The 18,617-nt window shown below is 61.4% G+C and carries 15 protein-coding genes and 1 pseudogene; 11 read left to right on the top strand and 5 right to left on the bottom strand.

From position 1 onward, the window contains the following. The first annotated feature begins 122 nt into the window (after nt 1–122). Genes OXU42_01675 through OXU42_01660 form a run of 4 tightly spaced genes read left to right on the top strand, consistent with a single transcriptional unit; the run spans nt 123 to nt 6,629 of the window. Complete coding sequence (locus OXU42_01675; protein MDE0028098.1) at nt 123–722, top strand: type IV toxin-antitoxin system AbiEi family antitoxin domain-containing protein; 600 nt, start codon at nt 123–125, stop codon at nt 720–722. Nucleotides 723–742: 20 nt separating this feature from the next. Then, complete coding sequence (locus OXU42_01670; GenBank protein MDE0028097.1) at nt 743–1,639, top strand: nucleotidyl transferase AbiEii/AbiGii toxin family protein; 897 nt, start codon at nt 743–745, stop codon at nt 1,637–1,639. Between the two features lie 41 nt (nt 1,640–1,680). Further along, nucleotides 1,681–3,093, top strand: coding sequence for a restriction endonuclease subunit S (locus OXU42_01665; protein MDE0028096.1), 1,413 nt, complete (start codon nt 1,681–1,683; stop codon nt 3,091–3,093). Then, on the top strand, nt 3,090–6,629 hold the full coding sequence (locus OXU42_01660) for a putative DNA binding domain-containing protein (protein ID MDE0028095.1): 3,540 nt from the start codon (nt 3,090–3,092) through the stop codon (nt 6,627–6,629). Before OXU42_01665 ends, OXU42_01660 begins: the two co-directional genes overlap by 4 nt. 6 nt (nt 6,630–6,635) lie before the next feature. On the opposite strand, the gene OXU42_01655 is transcribed toward OXU42_01660, so the two are convergent. Then, the gene (locus OXU42_01655; GenBank protein MDE0028094.1) at nt 6,636–6,770 is read right to left on the bottom strand and encodes a hypothetical protein; all 135 of its coding nucleotides are present in this window, start codon (nt 6,768–6,770) and stop codon (nt 6,636–6,638) included. Nucleotides 6,771–6,830: 60 nt separating this feature from the next. Here OXU42_01655 and OXU42_01650 point away from each other — a divergent pair, with 60 nt between their 5' ends. The 7 genes and pseudogenes from OXU42_01650 (at nt 6,831) to OXU42_01620 (ending at nt 13,544) form a co-directional block, all read left to right on the top strand. Further along, nucleotides 6,831–7,646, top strand: coding sequence for an alpha/beta hydrolase (locus tag OXU42_01650; GenBank protein MDE0028093.1), 816 nt, complete (start codon nt 6,831–6,833; stop codon nt 7,644–7,646). Between the two features lie 255 nt (nt 7,647–7,901). After that, nucleotides 7,902–9,524 (top strand): peptide ABC transporter substrate-binding protein, encoded by a 1,623-nt coding sequence (locus OXU42_01645; protein ID MDE0028092.1) that lies wholly within the window; start codon nt 7,902–7,904, stop codon nt 9,522–9,524. Nucleotides 9,525–9,648: 124 nt separating this feature from the next. After that, entirely contained in the window at nt 9,649–10,575 is a 927-nt protein-coding gene (gene oppB / locus OXU42_01640) for an oligopeptide ABC transporter permease OppB (protein ID MDE0028091.1), read from the top strand. Then, nucleotides 10,568–11,464, top strand: a complete 897-nt coding sequence (locus tag OXU42_01635) for an ABC transporter permease subunit (GenBank protein MDE0028090.1) — start codon at nt 10,568–10,570, stop codon at nt 11,462–11,464. Before oppB ends, OXU42_01635 begins: the two co-directional genes overlap by 8 nt. A 61-nt stretch (nt 11,465–11,525) precedes the next feature. Beyond that, on the top strand, nt 11,526–11,819 hold the full coding sequence (locus OXU42_01630) for a type II toxin-antitoxin system HigB family toxin (protein ID MDE0028089.1): 294 nt from the start codon (nt 11,526–11,528) through the stop codon (nt 11,817–11,819). 223 nt (nt 11,820–12,042) lie between these two features. Then, nucleotides 12,043–12,159 (top strand): annotated as a pseudogene (locus OXU42_01625) (DNA-binding protein). Nucleotides 12,160–13,118: 959 nt separating this feature from the next. Beyond that, nucleotides 13,119–13,544: a hypothetical protein gene (locus OXU42_01620; GenBank protein MDE0028088.1), complete on the top strand. Its 426-nt coding sequence runs from the start codon at nt 13,119–13,121 to the stop codon at nt 13,542–13,544. Nucleotides 13,545–13,575: 31 nt separating this feature from the next. Here OXU42_01620 and OXU42_01615 read toward each other — a convergent pair whose 3' ends face one another. The 4 genes from OXU42_01615 to OXU42_01600 all read right to left on the bottom strand — a co-directional run bounded on the left by OXU42_01615 (nt 13,576) and on the right by OXU42_01600 (nt 18,490). After that, the gene (locus OXU42_01615; protein ID MDE0028087.1) at nt 13,576–14,709 is read right to left on the bottom strand and encodes a DNA methyltransferase; all 1,134 of its coding nucleotides are present in this window, start codon (nt 14,707–14,709) and stop codon (nt 13,576–13,578) included. Then, the gene (locus OXU42_01610; GenBank protein ID MDE0028086.1) at nt 14,706–16,841 is read right to left on the bottom strand and encodes a DUF87 domain-containing protein; all 2,136 of its coding nucleotides are present in this window, start codon (nt 16,839–16,841) and stop codon (nt 14,706–14,708) included. The genes OXU42_01615 and OXU42_01610 overlap by 4 nt, the downstream gene beginning before the upstream one ends. Before the next feature lie 11 nt (nt 16,842–16,852). Beyond that, nucleotides 16,853–17,995 (bottom strand): hypothetical protein, encoded by a 1,143-nt coding sequence (locus tag OXU42_01605; protein MDE0028085.1) that lies wholly within the window; start codon nt 17,993–17,995, stop codon nt 16,853–16,855. A 213-nt stretch (nt 17,996–18,208) separates the two neighbouring features. After that, nucleotides 18,209–18,490 (bottom strand): AbrB/MazE/SpoVT family DNA-binding domain-containing protein, encoded by a 282-nt coding sequence (locus tag OXU42_01600; GenBank protein MDE0028084.1) that lies wholly within the window; start codon nt 18,488–18,490, stop codon nt 18,209–18,211. Nucleotides 18,491–18,617: the final 127 nt, after the last annotated feature.

Genomic DNA, 18,617 nt, shown 5'->3' with positions numbered 1-18,617 from the left:
ACTCCACCCTGCTCGGTCGCCATCTTGCCCTTCCTTTTCCGCTGCCGATCGCCGCACAAATAATTGATTGAAGCAAAACTCGGCACTTGCAAGCAAGTGTTGATGTTTGATACAAACTGTTGATGCTTTCCAGCTCCGATAATCTCCGGGAAGCGGGCGTTGGGTCCATTTTCCGACCACGGGATGTCGCCCCACACGGTATTTCTCACCGCGGCCTCCAGAGCCTCGTATCCAGTGGAACGGTGGAGAAACTCGGCAAGGGTCTCTACCGGCTCTCGGCGGCAGAACCCACCGAGCTCGAGACCATCGCCATGGTCGCGGCAGCGACACCTAACGCCATCTTTTGTCTGCTGACGGCATTGTCTCTCCATGACATCGGCACTCAGTCGCCACACGAGGTCTGGATTGCCATTGACCGCAAGGCACACAAGCCGACCCATTTCCCCGCTCGTGTTCGCGTAATGCGCTTCTCGGGCGCGATGCTGACCTACGGCGTAGTGCGCGACGTGGCACAGGGCGTTCCTTATCAGGTGACCTCTCCCGCGCGAACCGTTGTGGACTGCTTCCGCTACCGCAACAAGCTGGGTCTGGATGTGGCATTGGAAGCACTGCAAGACGTGCTTCGCTCGAAGTCAGCCACCGTAGACGAGATCACGCGTGCGGCCGAGGTCTGCCGCATACGGACCGTCCTACGCCCCTACCTGGAGGCAATCCGCGTATGACCTCCGGGAGCCGCAGAAATGTGGGAGCGTCGGTGCGGGCGCGGTTGCTGAACCGAAGCCGCGAAACCGGCGACGAATTTCAGTCCCTCCTGCGCCGATACGCAGCGGAACGCTTCCTCTACCGCCTCGGACAATCGCGACACCGTGGCCGCTACGTGCTGAAGGGCGGGATGCTCCTGGCACTCTGGGGCGACACAATCTACCGGCCTACTCGTGACCTTGACTTTACCGGCGAAGGAGAGTCCTCCGGGACCGAAATCGCCTCGACGGTGAAGGACATTTGCGCTGTTCAAGTCCGCGACGACGGCATCACGTTTGACACGAGTAACTTGACCGTTGAACCTATTCACGAGGAAGGCTCCTACCAAAGCCATCGTGCACGTTTCGAAGCCACGGTCGCCAAGGCACGCATACGGATGCAGATCGATTTCGGTTTTGGCGACAGCGTTTATCCGCACCCCACCGAAGTGGACTTCCCGGTACTTCTTGAGGCGCCTCGCCCGCGTATTCGCGTCTACTCACGAGAAGCGGTCGTTGCGGAGAAAGTCCACGCGATGGTGGTGAACGGCGAACGCAACAGCCGCTACAAGGACTTCTACGACATCTCCACGCTGGCGCGCCACTTTCCGTTCGAGGGAACGCCTTTGACAACCGCGGTCCGTACCACCTTCAAACAACGGCACACCCCATTTGCGCAGGCAACCCCGATTGCGCTCACACCGGAGTTCTACCAGGATCCGGCTCGCGTGGATCGCTGGCAAGGTTACGTCAGTCGCACGATGCTTCGCGACCCGCCGTCCCACTTCGCCGACGTAGGTGAGACCGTCCTTTCCTTTCTGCGTCAGCCTTGGGACGCACTGGCGCACGGGTCTGAGTTTACCGCGAACTGGACCGAAGGCGGTCCGTGGCGGCGTTGAACGCGATGGCCGGAGATCACCGCAACGTAAGGACACAAGGGATGGCACGCGAATCCCTCCACAAAAACCCGGTCGGCACCGACTTTAGTCGTGGTGAGCTTCAGTACACAAGCCATTCGCGTTACCGTGACTACCAGTACTCAGGGGTTGTATGGCTGCAGAGGGTGCCAACTCATTGGCATGTCCAGCCCCTGAAGCGGCTGGGGGGCCTTCAAGCTGGGGCTGGCTTTCCCGAAGATGAGCAGGGTGATTTAGCTCAAGAAATCCCGTTCTTCAAAGTGGGTGATATGGGATCGCCACGCAACGTCCGTGAATTGCAGCAGTGGCAGCATACCGTGTCGCGGGAAACTGCGCGCAAACTACGTGCCCACGTCTTTCCGGCCAACACCGTGGTGTTTGCGAAAGTCGGGGCGGCTCTGATGCTGAATCGACGGAGAGTCCTGGTCCAGCCGTCTTGCATAGACAACAACATGATGGGCTTTGTCCCCATCTCCTGCGATCCAAAATGGGCGTTCTACGCGCTGTGTGCATTTGACATCGGCGTGCTTGCAAATCCGGGCGCCGTGCCCTCCGTCAACGAAGTACAGATGCGCGATATACCGGTGGTAGTGCCACCCCCTCCGGAACAACGTGCCATTGCCGCCTTTCTTGACCGCGAGACGGCGAAGATCGATGCGCTGGTTGCCAAGAAGGAGCGCCTCATCGAGTTGCTTCAGGAGCGGCGCTCCGCTCTCATCTCGCAGGCTGTCACCAAGGGGCTCGACCCTAACGTGCCGATGAAGCAATCCCATATCGAGTGGCTGGGGAAAATCCCCCGACATTGGAAAGTGAAGAAGCTCAGGCGCTGGGCCTCGTTGATTCAAACCGGTTCCACACCTCCCACGGGCCAGTCCCAACACTTTGTGGATGGTACCGTACCTTGGCATGGGCCCAGTAGCTTCTCGACGGATCTCCTTCTTCGCAACGCGGTGCGCATGGTTACTGAAGGGGCAATTCGACAACGTGTGGCTCGCCTTTTTCCCAGAGGGTCGACAATGATAGTCACCATCGGAGCAACGCTTGGCCGAGTGGGCCTCGTTAAAGAACCCAGCTCTTGCAACCAGCAAATCACGACGGTCAACTTTGATCCGAAGGATGTGGATGGCAAATTCGGTGCATATCAACTGAAACGACTTGAGTCTGTATTCGCAGGAGTTGCACCAAACACCACGCTCCCGATCCTCAATCAATGGCAAATCGGAGATTTCGCCTTCGCAGCTCCACCATTGGATGAGCAAGGTATGGTCATCGCATTCCTCGATCGTGAAATTGACAAGATCGTCGCCCTCATGGCAAAGGTCCGCACAGCTCTCGACCGCCTCAAAGAACTCCGTATGACGCTCATCTCGGCCGCAGTAACCGGCAAGATCGATGTCCGCGATGAGGCCGACCCCAACCCGGGAGCCGCCTCGTGACCGCCGTCATTTCTGAACGCGCCTTCGAAGACGCCATCGAGGCAACCCTCCTACGCCACGGCCCGGACGAGGGCACCGGGGAACTCACCGGTGTCTCCGAGGAACCCACACCCTACGACGACCCCTGGACCCAGCCCGGCGGCTATCACCGGCGCCGAGCCGAGGATTACAACCGGGAGCTTTGTCTCCTGCCGGACGATGTCGTCGACTTCATTCTAGCCACCCAACCGAAGGAATGGGAAAAGCTAACACAGCACTACGGCGCACAGGTGAAGGAGCGGTTTCTCAGGCGCCTGTCCTCCCAAATCGAGCACCGCGGCGTGCTCAACGTCCTGCGGACCGGCGTGAAGGACATGGGCTGCACGTTCCGGCTTGCCTACTTCCGTCCGGCCAGCGGGCTCAACCAGGAGACGCGACGGCTCTACGCGGCCAACTTCTTCGCGGTCGCGCGCCAAGTCCGGTACAGCACCAAGAACGAGAAGAGCCTCGACTTGGTGCTGTTCCTGAACGGCATCCCCCTCTTCACCGCCGAGCTCAAGAACCCGCTGAGCGGCCAGACCGTCGAGGACGCCATCCACCAGTACAGGACCGACCGGGACCCGCGCGGGGAGCCGCTGCTGGCGTACGGCCGTTGCCTGGGGCACTTCGCGGTGGACACGGACCTCGTCTACGTCACCACGCACTTGGCCGGGACAAAGACCCGCTTCCTGCCTTTCAACCGGGGCAAGTACGGCGGCGCCGGGAACCCGCCCGTGCCGCCGACACGGTCGGGCTATGCCACGAGCTACCTCTGGGAAGAGACCTGGGCGCGGGACAGCGTCCTGGACTTGGTGCGACAGTTCATTCACGAGGTCGAGGAGGAAGACGAGAAGGGCCGCAAGACCGGCAAGCGCTCCCTCATCTTTCCGCGCTACCAACAGCTCGATTGCGTTCGCCGGCTCGTGACCGACGCGCGGGTCATTGGGGCGGGTCAGCGCTACCTCATCCAGCACTCGGCCGGGAGCGGCAAGAGCTTCACCATCGCCTGGCTGGCGCACCAGCTCTCCACGCTCCACGGGCCGGATGACCGGCGGGTGTTCGACAGCATCGTCGTCATCACGGACCGCCGGGTGCTTGACCGCCAGCTCCAGGCCACCGTGCGACAGTTCGAGCAGACCCTGGGGGTGGTGGAGAACATCGACACCACCTCGCACCAGCTCAAGCAAGCGCTGGAGTCGGGCAAGACCATCATCGTCACCACGCTTCAGAAGTTCCCGGTCATCGCGCAGGAGATCGGCGAGCTTCCCGGCAAGCGCTTCGGGCTGATCGTGGACGAGGCGCATTCGTCCCAGTCGGGCGAGAGCACCAAAAGCCTCAAGGCCGTGCTGTCGCCGGCCTCGCTTGAGGAGGCGGAAAGCGAGGAAGCCGGGGCCGAAACGCCCGAGGAGGAGATCGAGAACACGATCCTGGCGGAGATGGAAAAGCGCGGGCGGATGCCCAACCTCTCCACTTTCGCGTTCACCGCCACTCCCAAGCCCAAGACCCTGGAACTCTTCGGCAGCAAGCGCGAAGACGGCTGGTTCGCGCCGTTCCACCTCTACAGCATGCGTCAGGCCATCGAGGAGGGGTTCATCCTCGACGTGCTGGCGAGCTACACCACCTACCAAGCCTACTGGCGGCTGCTGAAGACGGTCGAGGACGATCCGCGCTACGACAAACACAAGGCCGCCTACCTGCTGAAGTCCTTCGTAGACCTGAGTTCCCACGCCATCGACGCCAAGGTGCGCATCATGGTGGAGCACTTCGCCGAGCGGGTGCAGGACCAGATCGGTGGCCGGGCCAAGGCCATGATCGTCACCCGCTCGCGCCTGCACGCCGTCCGTTACAAGCTGGCGGTGGACCGCTACCTTGCCGAGCAGAGCCATCCGTTCAAGGCGCTGGTGGCCTTCTCAGGCACGGTGGTGGATGGCGGCCAGTCCTACACCGAAACGGGCATGAACGGGCTCCCGGAGACGCAGACCGCCAGGACGTTCGAGGCGCCCGGCTACCGCTTCCTGATCGTCGCCAACAAGTTCCAGACGGGTTTCGACCAACCGCTGCTTCAGGCTATGTACGTGGACAAGAAGCTGGGCGGCGTGAACGCCGTGCAGACGCTCTCGCGCCTCAACCGCACTCACCCGGACAAGCAGGGCACCATGGTGCTCGACTTCGCCAACGAGGCCGAAGAGGTCCGCTCCGCGTTCGAGCCCTATTACGAGACCACCCTCCTGTCGGAAGCCACCGACCCCAACCTGCTGTACGAGATCCAGACCCGTCTGGCGGTTTTCCCCGTCTATGCGGAGACAGACGTGGACGCCTTCGCCAACGTCTATTTCGATCCCAAGGTCTCCCAGGACCGGCTCTACGCGGCACTTGCGCCCGTGGTCGAGCGTTTCCGGGAACTTCACGAGGACGAGCGCCACGAGTTCCGCAGCCAGCTCACCGACTACGTGCGGCTCTACGCTTTCCTGGCCCAGGTGCTGACCTTTGCGGACGCCGACCTGGAGAAGCTCTACGCCTTCGCGCGGCACCTGCGCCGCCTGCTGCCGGCCGACCGGGCCGAACTGCCCGTCGAGGTGCAGCAAAACATCGACATGGAGTCGTACCGGATCCAACAAACGGGCAGCGGGCGGATCGCGCTGGAGCGCAAGGCCGGGGTGCTCGACCCCATGGGCACGAAGGACGCCCACGGACCACAGCCCGAAGAGCTGGAGACGCTGTCACGGATCATCGCCGAACTGAACGAACGCTTCGGCGTCCAACTCGGCCCGGAACACCGCGTCACCCTCAGCCAGATGATGCAGAAGCTCGCCGGCGACGCCGCTCTGGACGCCGCGGCACGCGTGAACACGCGCGAGAACGTCCGGCTGACCTTCAACCACAAGGTCGAACAGGTGATCCAGGAGATCGTCGATTCCAACTTCGACCTGTACAAGCGCATTACCGACGACCAAGCCTTTGGCGAGGTCGTCAAGAACCTGCTCTTCGACCAGTACGTGCGCGGTCACCGCAACGCCGAGGAACTCATCAAGCAGGGCGAGTCCAAGACCCTGGAGTTCAAGTCCACCCTGCGCTGGAACCTCAAGGAAGACCGCAAGGACGACAAGCAGATCACCCACGCCGCCCTCAAGACCATCGCCGCGTTCCTCAACACCGAAGGCGGCGACCTCCTGCTCGGGGTCGCCGACGACCGCACCGTCGTCGGCATCGAACAGGACCGCCTCGACAACGACGACAAGTTCATGCTCCACCTCTCCCAGGTCGTCCGCAACGGCCTCGGCGCCCGCGCCGGCACCTGCATCGACCCCAAGGTGCAGATCGTCGACGGCAAAGGCGTGTGCGTGGTGAGCTGTCAGCGGAGCCCGGGACCTGTGTTGTTGAGGTGGAAGGGCGTTGAAGCGGCGGCGGATGGAGACTTCTTCGTTCGGAGCGGTCCGGGGACCGTGAGGCTGTCGGAGGAGGATGCGAAGGAGTATGCGAGAACGCGGTTCCCGCAGGCTGTAAACACTCGGGGCTGAGAATCCCTACAGGGTCGGGACGAACCGGGATTGGATGATGCGCGCGTCAAGTGTCAGCACCGTTGCGCCGAGAAGCTGTGCCGAGGCGACGATGACCCGGTCGGCCGGGTCCCGATGAAAGGCGGCGGGAAGGGCGGCCACCGCCGCGGCAACCGACGCAAGGCATGGAACCACATGGAACCATGCAGAAGGAGACTGACCATGGCCAACCACATCGACGGACCCCTCTACTACGAACGCATGGGCCGCACCGGCCCGGTGATGGCGTTCATCCACCCGAACCCGATGGACCAGTCGTGCTGGATCTTCCAGATGGCGCATCTGTCGACGTGGTACCGGTGCATGGCCATCGATATTCCGGGGTACGGGCGGTCGCCGAAGGCGGCGGCGGGGCTGACCATGGATGACATGGCGGAGGCGTGCTGGGAGGCGATCGACGACGCCATGCCCGGCGAGGCCGCCGTCCTGGTGGGCTCTTCGGTGGGATCGGCCATCGCCCCCTACATGTATCACCAGCACCCGGACCGAACGAAGGCGATCATCCTGTCGGGCAAGGGATATTCGACCGACAAGAGCAACTTCCAGCGGCGCATCGAGACGTACCGCGCCAACGGCGTCGGCTTTCGATGGAGGTACACGTTCGAGGACCTGAGCCCGGCGTTCCGCGCCACGCCGCTCGCGCATTTCTTCGCCAACCTGTTCACCGAACGCAACGCGTTCGCGGACGTGGACACGATCTGTCACCAGTTCGGGGCGCTTCAGGAGCAGGAGCCCGAGGGCCATTACTCCGGCATCGCCTGCCCGGTCACCATCCTCACCGGCAGCGAGGACAACGCCCACCAGCGGGCGTTCGCCCTGCAGGAACAAATACCGGGCTGCGAGTTGAAGGTGTTGCCCGGCGCGGGTCATGCATGCCAGATGGAGCAGCCCTGGCTGTTCGATCGCTTCATGATCGAGTTCCTCACCAAGCACGGTCTGTTTCCCGAGACCCCGAAGCCGGCGGTTCCCGGCTTCTGAGCCGGAGCGGCGGAGCCACGGGGATGGCGGGGCCTCCGTTCATCCTCTGGCTCCCCGCCGACCATTCCCTTTCCTGCCCCGTTCCGTCCAGATTCCCGCGAATCACGACCGCCCAGAGAGCTGTTCGAGGGTTCCAGCCGTGCGATTAAACAACAAAATGTGGTATAGTAGTTTGCTACACAACCACATGTAGTGTGTTGCACTTGGTTGGGGGAACCCAGCCGTAACCGTCCACACCCTTGGGAGGCCTGGGACATGGTTGAAACATCCGCAAGCCATAGGCGCGGCACATCCACCCGTACGCTGTTCCTCACTCTCTTCGCGGCATTGCTGCTCGGCATCTCTTCCGCCCATGCGGCCGACAACCTCCTCCAGCGCGGCAACGGCGCGGAGCCGGAGACCCTGGACGTGCACAAGTCGTCGGGAGTTCCCGAGGCCAACATCCAGCGCGACCTGTTCGAGGGGCTGGTGGCGGAAGCCGCGGACGGCTCCCTGATCCCGGGCGTGGCGGAAAGCTGGACCCTGAGCGACGACGGCACGGTTTACACTTTCCGTCTGCGGAAGAACGCCAAGTGGTCCAACGGGGATCCGGTGACGGCTCACGACTTCGCGTTCGCGTTGCGGCGCGGCGTGGACCCGGCCGTGGGCTCGAGCTACGCCTTCATTCTCTGGCCCATCGCCAACGCCGAGGCCATCACCAAGGGCAAGGTCCAGGAGCTGGATCGCATGGGGGTGGAAGCGGTGGACGCGCACACCCTGAAAGTGACCCTCAAGGCGCCGACCCCTTACTTCATCGGCATGCTCACGCATCACCAGGCGTACCCGGTGCATCGCAAGAGCCTGGAGAAGCACGGCGACAAGTGGACCCGCCCCGGCAATCTGGTCTCCAACGGCGCCTACCGGCTGACCGAATGGGTGCCTCAGAGCCATGTGCGCCTGGAGCGCAACCCGCACTACTGGGACGCCGCCAACGTACGCATCGACGCGGTGGTGTTTCACCCCACCGAAGACAAGAGCACCGAGCTGAAACGGTTTCGGAGCGGCGAGCTGGACATCACCGATGACGTGCCCATCGACCAGATCGGGTGGATCGAGAAGAACCTTGCCGGACAGTTCCGCAACACGGCGTATCTCGGCACCTATTACTACGCCCTGAACCTTACCAAGCCGCCGTTCCGCGACCGACCGGGACTTCGCAACGCACTGGCCATGACCATCGACCGCGAGATCCTTACCGGCAAGGTCACCAAGGGCGGCGAGGTCCCCGCGTATGCATGGGTGCCGCCGGGCGTCAACCAGTACGCCGGTGCGAAGGTGCCGTGGCACGGTCTTTCCAAGGCCGAGCGCCTCGCACGGGCCAGGAAGCTCTACGCCGAAGCCGGCTACTCCAAGGACAAGCCGCTGAAGGTGCAGATCCTCTACAACACCAGCGACAGCCACAAACGCATCGCCATCGCCATCTCGGGCATGTGGAAGAAGGCGCTCGGCGTGCAGACCGAGCTTTTCAACCAGGAATGGAAAGTGTACCTCACGACCCGGAAGGCCAAGCAGTTCGAAGTGCTGCGGGCCGGTTGGATCGGGGACTACAACGACGCCAACACCTTCCTGGAGCTGCTCAAGGGCGACGTCGGCACCATGAACCCTGCGGGGTACGCCAACTCCGAGTACGACGCCCTGATGCGCAAGGCCGAGAAGGAAACCGACCTGGCAGTCCGGGCCGGGCTCATGCAGAAGGCGGAGAGCATTCTGCTGAAGGACATGCCCATCATCCCCATCTACCACTACACGACCCAGCACCTGGTGAGTCCGCGGGTCAAGGGGTGGGTGGACAACGTGATGGACGTGCATCCTACCCGGTACTTGTCGCTGGCGCCCTGATGCTTCGGGACCGGCTGGGGGGAATTGAGATCGCGGGGACCAAGTCCCCGCGGAGCAAGGGCGTCCGCCTTCATTAAGGGCAACGTGCCCTTGCTTCTTGTTGGCCTGAAACCGCGGATCTCCCTTGTGGACCTACGTGATACGGCGGTTGGCGTCGGCGGTGCCGACGCTCTTCATCATCATCGCCATCGCCTTCTTCATGATCCGGCTGGCGCCCGGCGGTCCCTTCGACCGGGAGCGGGTGGTCCCGCCTGAGATCTCGGCCAACCTGAACCGCGTCTACCACCTCGACGAGCCCCTGCCGCAACAGTTCGTCCGCTACCTCAAGGGCCTTGCGCGCGGCGACTTCGGCCCGTCCTTCAAGTACCGCGACTTCACCGTCACCGAGCTGATCGCCGCGGGCTTCCCGGTGTCGCTCAAGATCGGCTTGTGGGCCATGGCCGCGGCGGTTCTTCTCGGGGTCGGTCTGGGCGCCTGGGCGGCCCAGCGCCGCAATTCCGTGGCGGACCACCTGGTCATGGGCGCCGCCATGACCGGCATCGCGGTTCCCAACTTCGTGGTCGCGCCGCTGCTCTCGCTGGTCATCGGCGTGTACCTCAACCTCCTGCCCGTGGGCGGCCTGGGCGATGGCGGCGTGCGTCACCTGCTGCTGCCGGTGATCTCCCTGGCGCTGCCGCAGGTGGCCTACATCGCGCGCCTGTCCCGTGGCAGCATGATCGAGGTGCTGTCCGCCGACTACATCCGCACCGGCCGCGCCAAGGGGCTGACGCAACGGCGTATCGTCTTCCGCCACGCCCTCAAGAACGCGCTCACCCCGGTGATCTCCTACCTCGGGCCGGCCACCGCCGCCATCGTCACCGGCTCGGTGGTGATCGAGCAGATCTTCGGCATCCCGGGCCTCGGCCGCTACTTCGTCCAGGGCGCCCTCAATCGCGACTACACCCTGGTGATGGGGGTCGTGGTCACCTACGGCTCCCTGATCATCGTCCTCAATCTCGCGGTGGACCTGTTGTACGGGTTCCTGGACCCACGGGTGCGGTCTCATGGATAGCGCCGCGACGGGCCTGGAAACCCGGCGGAGCACCGCCGCCGACAGCCGCAGTCCCTGGCGTGACGCTGCCGCGCAACTGCGACGGAACCGCGGCGCCATGGCCGGATCGGTCACCCTCGGCGTCCTCGCCGTCCTCGCGGTCGCCGTGCCGATGCTCTCGCCCTACGCCATCGACGAGATATTCTGGGACGCCATCGGCACCGGCCCCAGCCTTGCCGGGGGACACCTGTTCGGCACCGACGCCAACGGCCGGGACCTGTTCCTGCGCACCCTCTACGCGGGACGCATTTCGCTCGCCGTCGGGCTGGCGGCGTCGGTGGTCAGCGTTCTCGTAGGCGTCGCCTGGGGCACCGTCTCCGGCTATTTCGGCGGCTTCACCGACTCCGCCATGATGCGGTTCGTGGACGTCCTCTACGCCCTCCCCTTCATGTTCTTCGTCATTCTGTTGATGGTCTACTTCGGCCGCCACGTGGTGCTGATCTTCGTGGCCATCGGCATGGTGGAATGGCTCGACATGGCGCGGATCGTCCGTGGGCAGACCCTTTCCATCAAGCGCCGGGAGTTCGTCGAGGCGGCACGGGCGATGGGCGCGCCGTCCATGTGGATCGTTCTCCGGCACGTCATTCCCAACGTCCTGGGACCGGTGGTGGTCTTCGCCACCCTCACCGTTCCCCGCGCCATCCTGTTCGAAAGCTTCCTGAGCTTCCTCGGCCTGGGCATCCAGGAGCCCATGACGAGTTGGGGCGTCCTCATCAGCGAAGGCGCCACGCAAATGGAAACCCAGCCCTGGGCCCTCGTCTTCCCCGCCACCTTCCTCGCCGCCACCCTCTTCAGCCTCAACTTCCTCGGCGATGGCCTCCGCGACGCGCTGGATCCGAAGCAAAGGTAGCTAATTTTACTTGACTCTTTAGTGGGACTATAGTACATAAAAACTATTTGGGACTAACTTATTGAGGATCATTGCCAAACGTGCTCTGAGGGAGTTCTGGCAGCGCTGTCCGGGCGCTGAGAGTTGGCTTCGCGCATGGTACGACCAAGTCAGGCGAGCGGACTGGGATTCACCCGCGAGCGTGCAGCGGGAATACCCCCGCGCGAGCATCGTCGGGCATGACCGGGTCGTCTTCAGGTTCAAAGGGAATGAATATCGAATGATCGTCAGGATCTTTTACCCGGGGCGTCTCATCTACATACGGTTCATCGGCACCCACACCGAATACGACCGTGTCAATGTGGAGGAGGTGTAACATGGACGGTATCAAGCCAATCCGCACCGAAGGGGATTACGAGGCAGCTCTGGCGCGGATCGATGAGCTTATGGATGCCTTGTCGGGTCCGGAGGGTCAGGTGGAGGATACCGACGACCCGGACAGAGCCGAGCTTGATGTCCTCACCGATCTGGTGGAGTTCTACGAGGAACGGCATCACCCCATCCGTTTTCCCAGCGCCGTCGCCGCCATTGAGTATCGCATGGACCAGCAAGGCCTGACCCAGCGCGACCTCATACCCTACATCGGAAGCCGCAGCAAAGTTGCGGAAGTCCTGTCGGGCAAGCGGGACATCACCATGTCCATGGCACGCGCACTCAACCGACATTTGGACATACCTGCCGACGTGTTGCTCCAGACGCCGGGCAGCGACTTGGACGCCGCTTTCAACGACATGGAGCCGCGCCGGTTCCCGCTCAAGGAGATAGCGAAGCGGGGATGGATTCCAGACTCGCCTGACTTGGCCGACCGTGCCGAAGAGTTGATCGGCGGGCTGATCCATCGAGCGGGGGGGTTCGCCGTCGCAGCCGCCCCACTGTACCGCAAGAACGACAACCGACGAGTCAACGCCAAGACCGACGAATACGCGCTCAAGGCATGGTGCTGGCAGGTGATGGCCTCAGCCAACGAGCGGAAGTCAGAAGTCCCTTACGAGCCCGGTGTCGTCACCTTGGACTTTCTCCGTCGTGTCGCACAACTCAGCCCCCATGAAGACGGCCCCCTCCGGGCAAGGGACCTCCTGAGGGAGCACGGCATCGGCATCGAGTTTGTGCGGCACCTGCCGAGAACCTACCTTGACGGCGCTGCATTGCGGCTCGCCGGCGGCAGACCCGTCATCGGACTAACGCTACGCTACGACCGCATCGACAACTTCTGGTTCTGCCTGATGCACGAACTGGCCCACGTTGGGCTGCACCTTGACGGCAATGAGGACGACTCCTTCATCGATGACCTGACACTCCGGAACGCGATCGGCGCGACGGACCCGAAAGAAACGCAGGCCGACCAATGGGCCGAAGAAGCGTTCATCCCGCTCGAAGTTTGGGAAACAAGCGATGTCCGGGAGCATCCCACGCCGTTCGCGGTCATGAGTCTGGCGAATGCCGAACAGATTCATCCAGCCATTGTCGCGGGCAGGATTCGGCATGAACGGCAGAACTACCGCCTGTTGTCGCAATTCGTCGGCACGGGGGAGGTACGGAGACAGTTGAGTTCAACAGAATGAACTGCCTGCGAAAAACAAGGCTCAGGAGCCAGTGCTGAAAGGAAGCGGGAACAATGGAAAGTGGTGTTGCCGAGAACGTCGCCCAAGCTGTGGCAAGTAATATTTGGCCGCTTGTGGTTGCGGAAGCGATCCTCTTGCTGGTCGCACTGGTCGCTCTCCCAATATACGCCGCATGGAAAGCTCAATCGCGTGGGGACCTTCCGTTGAAGGGACTGGCGTTGCCCGAAGGTTCAGTCAGATCCATGCTCGCGCTTACCGTCGTAGGCTCGTTTGTCGTATTCCTCGTATTTGGCGGCGTGTCGCTGCCTTCCGGAACTCGTTTCACGGAGATCGTAGCGGCCCTGACGGGCATAGCGGGCACCATCATCGGATTTTACTTCGGCAGTGGCGGCTCGGGAACAACTAACGTCCAGAAGGCTGACCCGACCCAGCCCAACCCGGTGGAAAGGCGAAACTCGGGCGGGCAGGCGGACCCGTAAGAACGATGTGTTCAACCGGTGACGGGCAATCCTATGACGACCACTGAGCCCAAACGTCGACTTCATCGCGGGCGTTGGCAAGTTTCCGGCGAAAGGTATCTGCCTGACGTTTCCCGTTAGCAGCGTTGTCCGCGTGCCGGACCCCGGTGGCTGACCACCCCGTCCCATCAAAAGACTCGACGACGAATCGTGCTGGATCCTCAAGGGGCCGATCCCCGATCGAGCCAAAACGGACTACTAACTTGGCCCCCTGCTTACAATACTGTCCGACATTCGCCCAAACTTCCCGCAAGTCCGCGATGAATTCGTCTCGGCCACGGTGCGACAACTGACCTCTCTTTGTGTACTCCACTGTCGAGGGACCACCCAGGAACCAGTTTCGTATCCACTGATCTGGTAGGTACGTCTTCAGCCCGTAGTAGGGCGGCGACGTAATCACATAGCTGATCCGTTTCGTCGACCTGCATGCTCGATCCAGAGTGCAGGGATTGCGGCTGTCTCCTTCCACCACCGTTCCCTGAACGCGACGTGGCGACGTCTCATAGTAGCGTCGCGCACGCTCGCCAATGATATCGATCACATCGACTTGGGGAGGACGCAACTTCCGCTCGCTCCAGAACTTGACCGCGTACCTGGGTTTCGGAGCATAGGTTCGCGGACACTGGTTCGAAAAGTAGGATTTCTTTGTTAGACCAACCGGGCCGTGCAATGCTCCCAGGATGATACCCCTGAGTGCGGCCGCGACCGGCTCCCTGACGCCGCCGTTCAACAGGGCTGCTCGAAGCAGGCACAGATCTTGTAACACTTCCTCATGATAGGCCCAGCGCCAAAACTCCCCCTCAGGAACGTCGGCTTTCTCCCTGCGTCCTTTCAGGATGTCCCTGGTCGCGTCAATGATTCCTTCTGGCGTTGGCGACACAAGACGGGAGCGAGTCGCGGCCACGGCGACTCGCGAGACATCAACCCCGATAGATTCAAGGCCAAGGAGGCGGGCCGCGAAATTGGTTGTTCCACGACCGCAGAACGGGTCGAGGACGCACTCCTCATTGGTCGCTTGTCCCTCAAGGACCCCAAGCGGAAAATCCAAGGGGAACATGGTGAAATAGGGACAGACGGCGTTGAGACGCATAGCCTCGGCCGTAATCGTGGCCGTGGCGGTTCTCAATCGCCCTCTCCTGAACCAGCCCTTATGCACGTAGTTTGTTTGGGACCTCGCTTAAACGTATGCCAACCGTCTGGCTGAAAGCCAAAGACTGCGTCCATCGTCGGGACAACTAGCTGGTACGCCTTTTGGTCTCGTCCATCCAGGGTGTCCGGTAGAGCCTTCACGATGACGCTGTTCACTTGTCCCCAGGGTACATCGTCACCTCGGAGCTTGCCCATGAGATCGGCATCGTTTTCGACGGCTTGGCGAGCACAACGCCGATAGTGGGTTTCGAGATCGGGCGGCTCACCGTCCACATCTTCATCATAGACGTTTCCGTTTGGTTGGATGGTCGGTCCCGGTTGCGTATCCGTAACGTGGGCTTGCCCGGCAGAGTTCCGCGCTTGTTCGATCACCTTGGTCATCTGCTGTCGCAGTTCCGTCGCGAATGTCTTCACCGCGGGAGCGGTGTATGTTGGATCACGCGACTCGTAGAGGGCTTCGAACAAGAGGGCACGAAGGGACACAGGGTAGGGGCTCCCACTGACAGAACTCCAGAATACACCGTGGCCCGGTAGAGGCTCGTTCAACAATGAACTCAGCAAATCATCGCTGAAGTGCGCGTTGGCTCTCTTGGCACTGGCCAAGTCGCCGGCGGAGAGCAAGTGGAATATGAACCAGTTGTCGCCTTGGCTCAGGATTTCGTGGGGGATCGAGCCAGGTTGCTGAGTGATCAGAAGAGCGCCCAGATCATACTTGCGACCCTCCTTGACCCAAGCGAGGTACGGATCCGCCGCTGCCGCGCGCTCATTGAGCACGGCCTGTGCTTCTTCGATCACGGCTATTGTGGGTATAGTCCGCGGGACTGCCTTCGTGAACTCCTCCTGATTCCTATCGAAAAGCCGTCGAAGAACTATCCCCGCCAGGATGAACGATTGCGCGCCGCGCATTTGCGAGACATCCACTACGCAGATCTTGCCGGATTCAAGTGCCCTCATGAGGAGGCCCATGAACTGGCTGCTCCGGTCGTGCAGCATCCCGACGACGTTTGTCATGTTGGATCGGGCGGCGATGGCTTCCGCTTCCTGGTTCGGCATCGTCAGGTTCAAGATCCGGCCAATCTCCTCAAGATCCGCGCCGCCCTTGTCGCGATCGATCAGGTCGACCATTCGTGACCAGTTGGTCGGCGACAGGCCGCGCAATTTGGCGACATTCTGTTGGTCTTGACGCTCGGGAGGCAGAGCGATCGAAATGACGTCGCTCGGACGAAGTTGCCGGATGTCGAGCTTGATGCCACCGGCGGTAAAGGATCCGTAGAATGCGCTGGGAGCCGTGCGCGCGGTGAAAACCACCACCTTGTCCTGGAGATGCGGGACATCGCACAAACCAGGGCGACCCTTGTCGTCGGGCCAAAAATATTCTCCATCCGGATCGAAAATGATCGTCCCCACCGGCACTTTGACATTACCGCGCTTCTCCACCGTGGGTGTCGTCTCATAAAGCTTGCTAAACAACAGCTTGTTCAGATTCGACTTACCGAAACCGGCTCGTGCAAAGACGAAGCTCCGACGCGCAACAAGGCTGGATACCGGGAATCGGACCACGATCTCGGGAGACTCGACTCTCATCCATTCGCTGGCGCTGAACCCGTTGCCCTCACCTGCATAAACATATTCTCCGAGAGCGAAATGGCCGATCTGCGCTCCATCGACGTTGTGCCCACAGACTTCCCTGAGGACGTCTCCCGTTGGGAAGGCCACGGCACTCCCGACATGAGGAAGGCGACGATGGGAGGCGACGAAGGTGGTACCCTTGCCGTTGTTCCGCAACACGCCAAGAACGCGGATGTTGACTCGATACTTCAGATACTGTTCTCGGAGATCTTCCGGTATCTCCCTCTCCTCCTGCACGGCGCGGATGTTGAACTCCTCGCCGCTACCGAAGGACAGTTTGCCCTCCGAGGAGAATGACGCGATACGCCCCAGAACGGCCTCTTCCGGCGTCTCAAGTTGAACGAGCACGAACTGACCATGCATGGGGATTCTTTGAAAGTCGTTTCGGTAGGGCAACGCAAGGTCTGCGTGAAACTCAAGTCCGCCTTCCCGGAAACCGCGGAAGATACCCACCACCTGTTGCTTAGGAAAGAGTTCCATCCTACCCCTGTCTACCTGTACCTCCCAGCGGCAGGATCAGCGTCCTGTAGCCGAAACACATCGAGAGCGGTTGCGCCATTACCCAGGGCGGTACGCAAGCCGTTGAAGATCATGTCCTGGAGTATGTCCATGTCGAATTCGACAAGGGCCGCGTTTTCGTGGGCCTTCTGCAGAGACCGTGGGTAGAAGGGTACGGGAAACCCGTCTACAGCATCGTTGAGCAAGTAGCCGAAGATCGTGGCGCTGTCCGCGGACTGCGACAGGAACAGATCGACCGGCCAAAGAGGGTCCCTGGGACCACTCCCGAACTTGACGAAGAACATCTTGCCGGCGACGAACTTGTTCACCTCCCCGCCTTCAACGATCCGGTCGTCGCCCCGCGCATACTCGGACCACACGTAGGCTTTCTCTTCCAATTCTCGGGGAATCTCGACGTAGCAGGGGAAGGGAGACTGCATGACCCCTTCCAGCGCCATAGCCAGTCGGTATCTGGAAAGCACCTTACTGTGCTTGGTGACCCCGGCGAGGTAAACGTGTCTCTTGTTCTCCTTACGTTGGCGGTCGATGCTGTCCTGGAGACCTTGTCTATATCTCTGAAAGAGATCCCCTGAGAAAACCTTGCTTCGCAGAAACCCATCAAAGACGATCAGGGTGTCGGTTGCGAAGTCCTTTTCTCGGACGATCGCAAAGAGAATCGCCCACTCGACCAACTCACGGTAGACCTGGACCCAACTGGGAGAGTTCGGGCGGGTGCTCCGGTCGGAGTGGATCATGGGAGTGAGCTGGGAAAGCTCCTCGACACCGAGATATTCCATAAGACGGCCGAGGGCCGTTGCACCACTGGGATTTGAAAACTGGCGTGCCGACAGCGCAGAAGCACTCATCGTGGGCGAAACCGTTTCGAGGCAATATTCGTTGTTGCTGCTGTCGACCACCCGGACGAGTTGGACCAGGAACGGATCGAAACGAAGTTGATTGTTTCCGCCGTCGGCCGCAACCAAAGAGATCGATGTCGCCGAACGCGAGTAGATTCGGCGTGTCCGGGAGGCTAAGGGGCGAATCTCTGCACGCAGTTGTTCAAGAACAGCCTGATCCTCGCGGATCTGGCGCGTCAATTCGTTACGGAGCACGCTTTGGCTGGCCGGATCGAGCATTGCTGTTCTTGGGTGATCTGTTCCCAAAATCCTTTCTTGACGGTCCCATGGACTCCTGAACCCTCATTCGAAATTGTCAAATATTTGGCAATTTATCAATCCATCGACGATTCTCCTGTAACGAGCATACTCCAGAGCGTGCTTTAGCGCCCCGGTGTTGGCTACTCTGGCGGTTTTTTGGAAAGAAACCGGACGACGACCACGTCGAACGCGTCAAAGGTCGCGCCACGCTTCGTCGTCTTCAGGGGAGACCCATTCGCTCAGGACTTCCGAGATGCCTTCCAGATAGCCGTCCTCTTCCGGAATGACCTTGCGAACCACGACATGGTCAGCCACGACCTCGAAGGCGATCCAATCGCCCGCCCGTAGGTTCGCCGCCTCGCGGGCCTCCTTGGGAATCGTCATCTGCCCGCGTGAGGTGATCTTAACGAGTCCTTTTTGCTTGCTTCCCGGCATACCGAAGCCCAGCAAAACAGAAATGTAACGCCTCGCCAAACCACTTGACCCCCCTCCCCATCGGAGTATGATGGCCGCAGTCGACATCACAGGATGTTCATACTGTGCCAAGCCACAAAGGAGGACGCACCATGGCTTCACTGCGTGACAGAGAGTCGATGGCCGT

This window comes from Deltaproteobacteria bacterium (genome assembly GCA_028818775.1).
Taxonomy (GTDB): Bacteria; Desulfobacterota; Binatia; order UBA9968; family JAJDTQ01; genus JAJDTQ01.
Note: the sequence above shows the minus strand (reverse complement) of the source record. Positions and strands in the feature narration are given on the sequence as shown.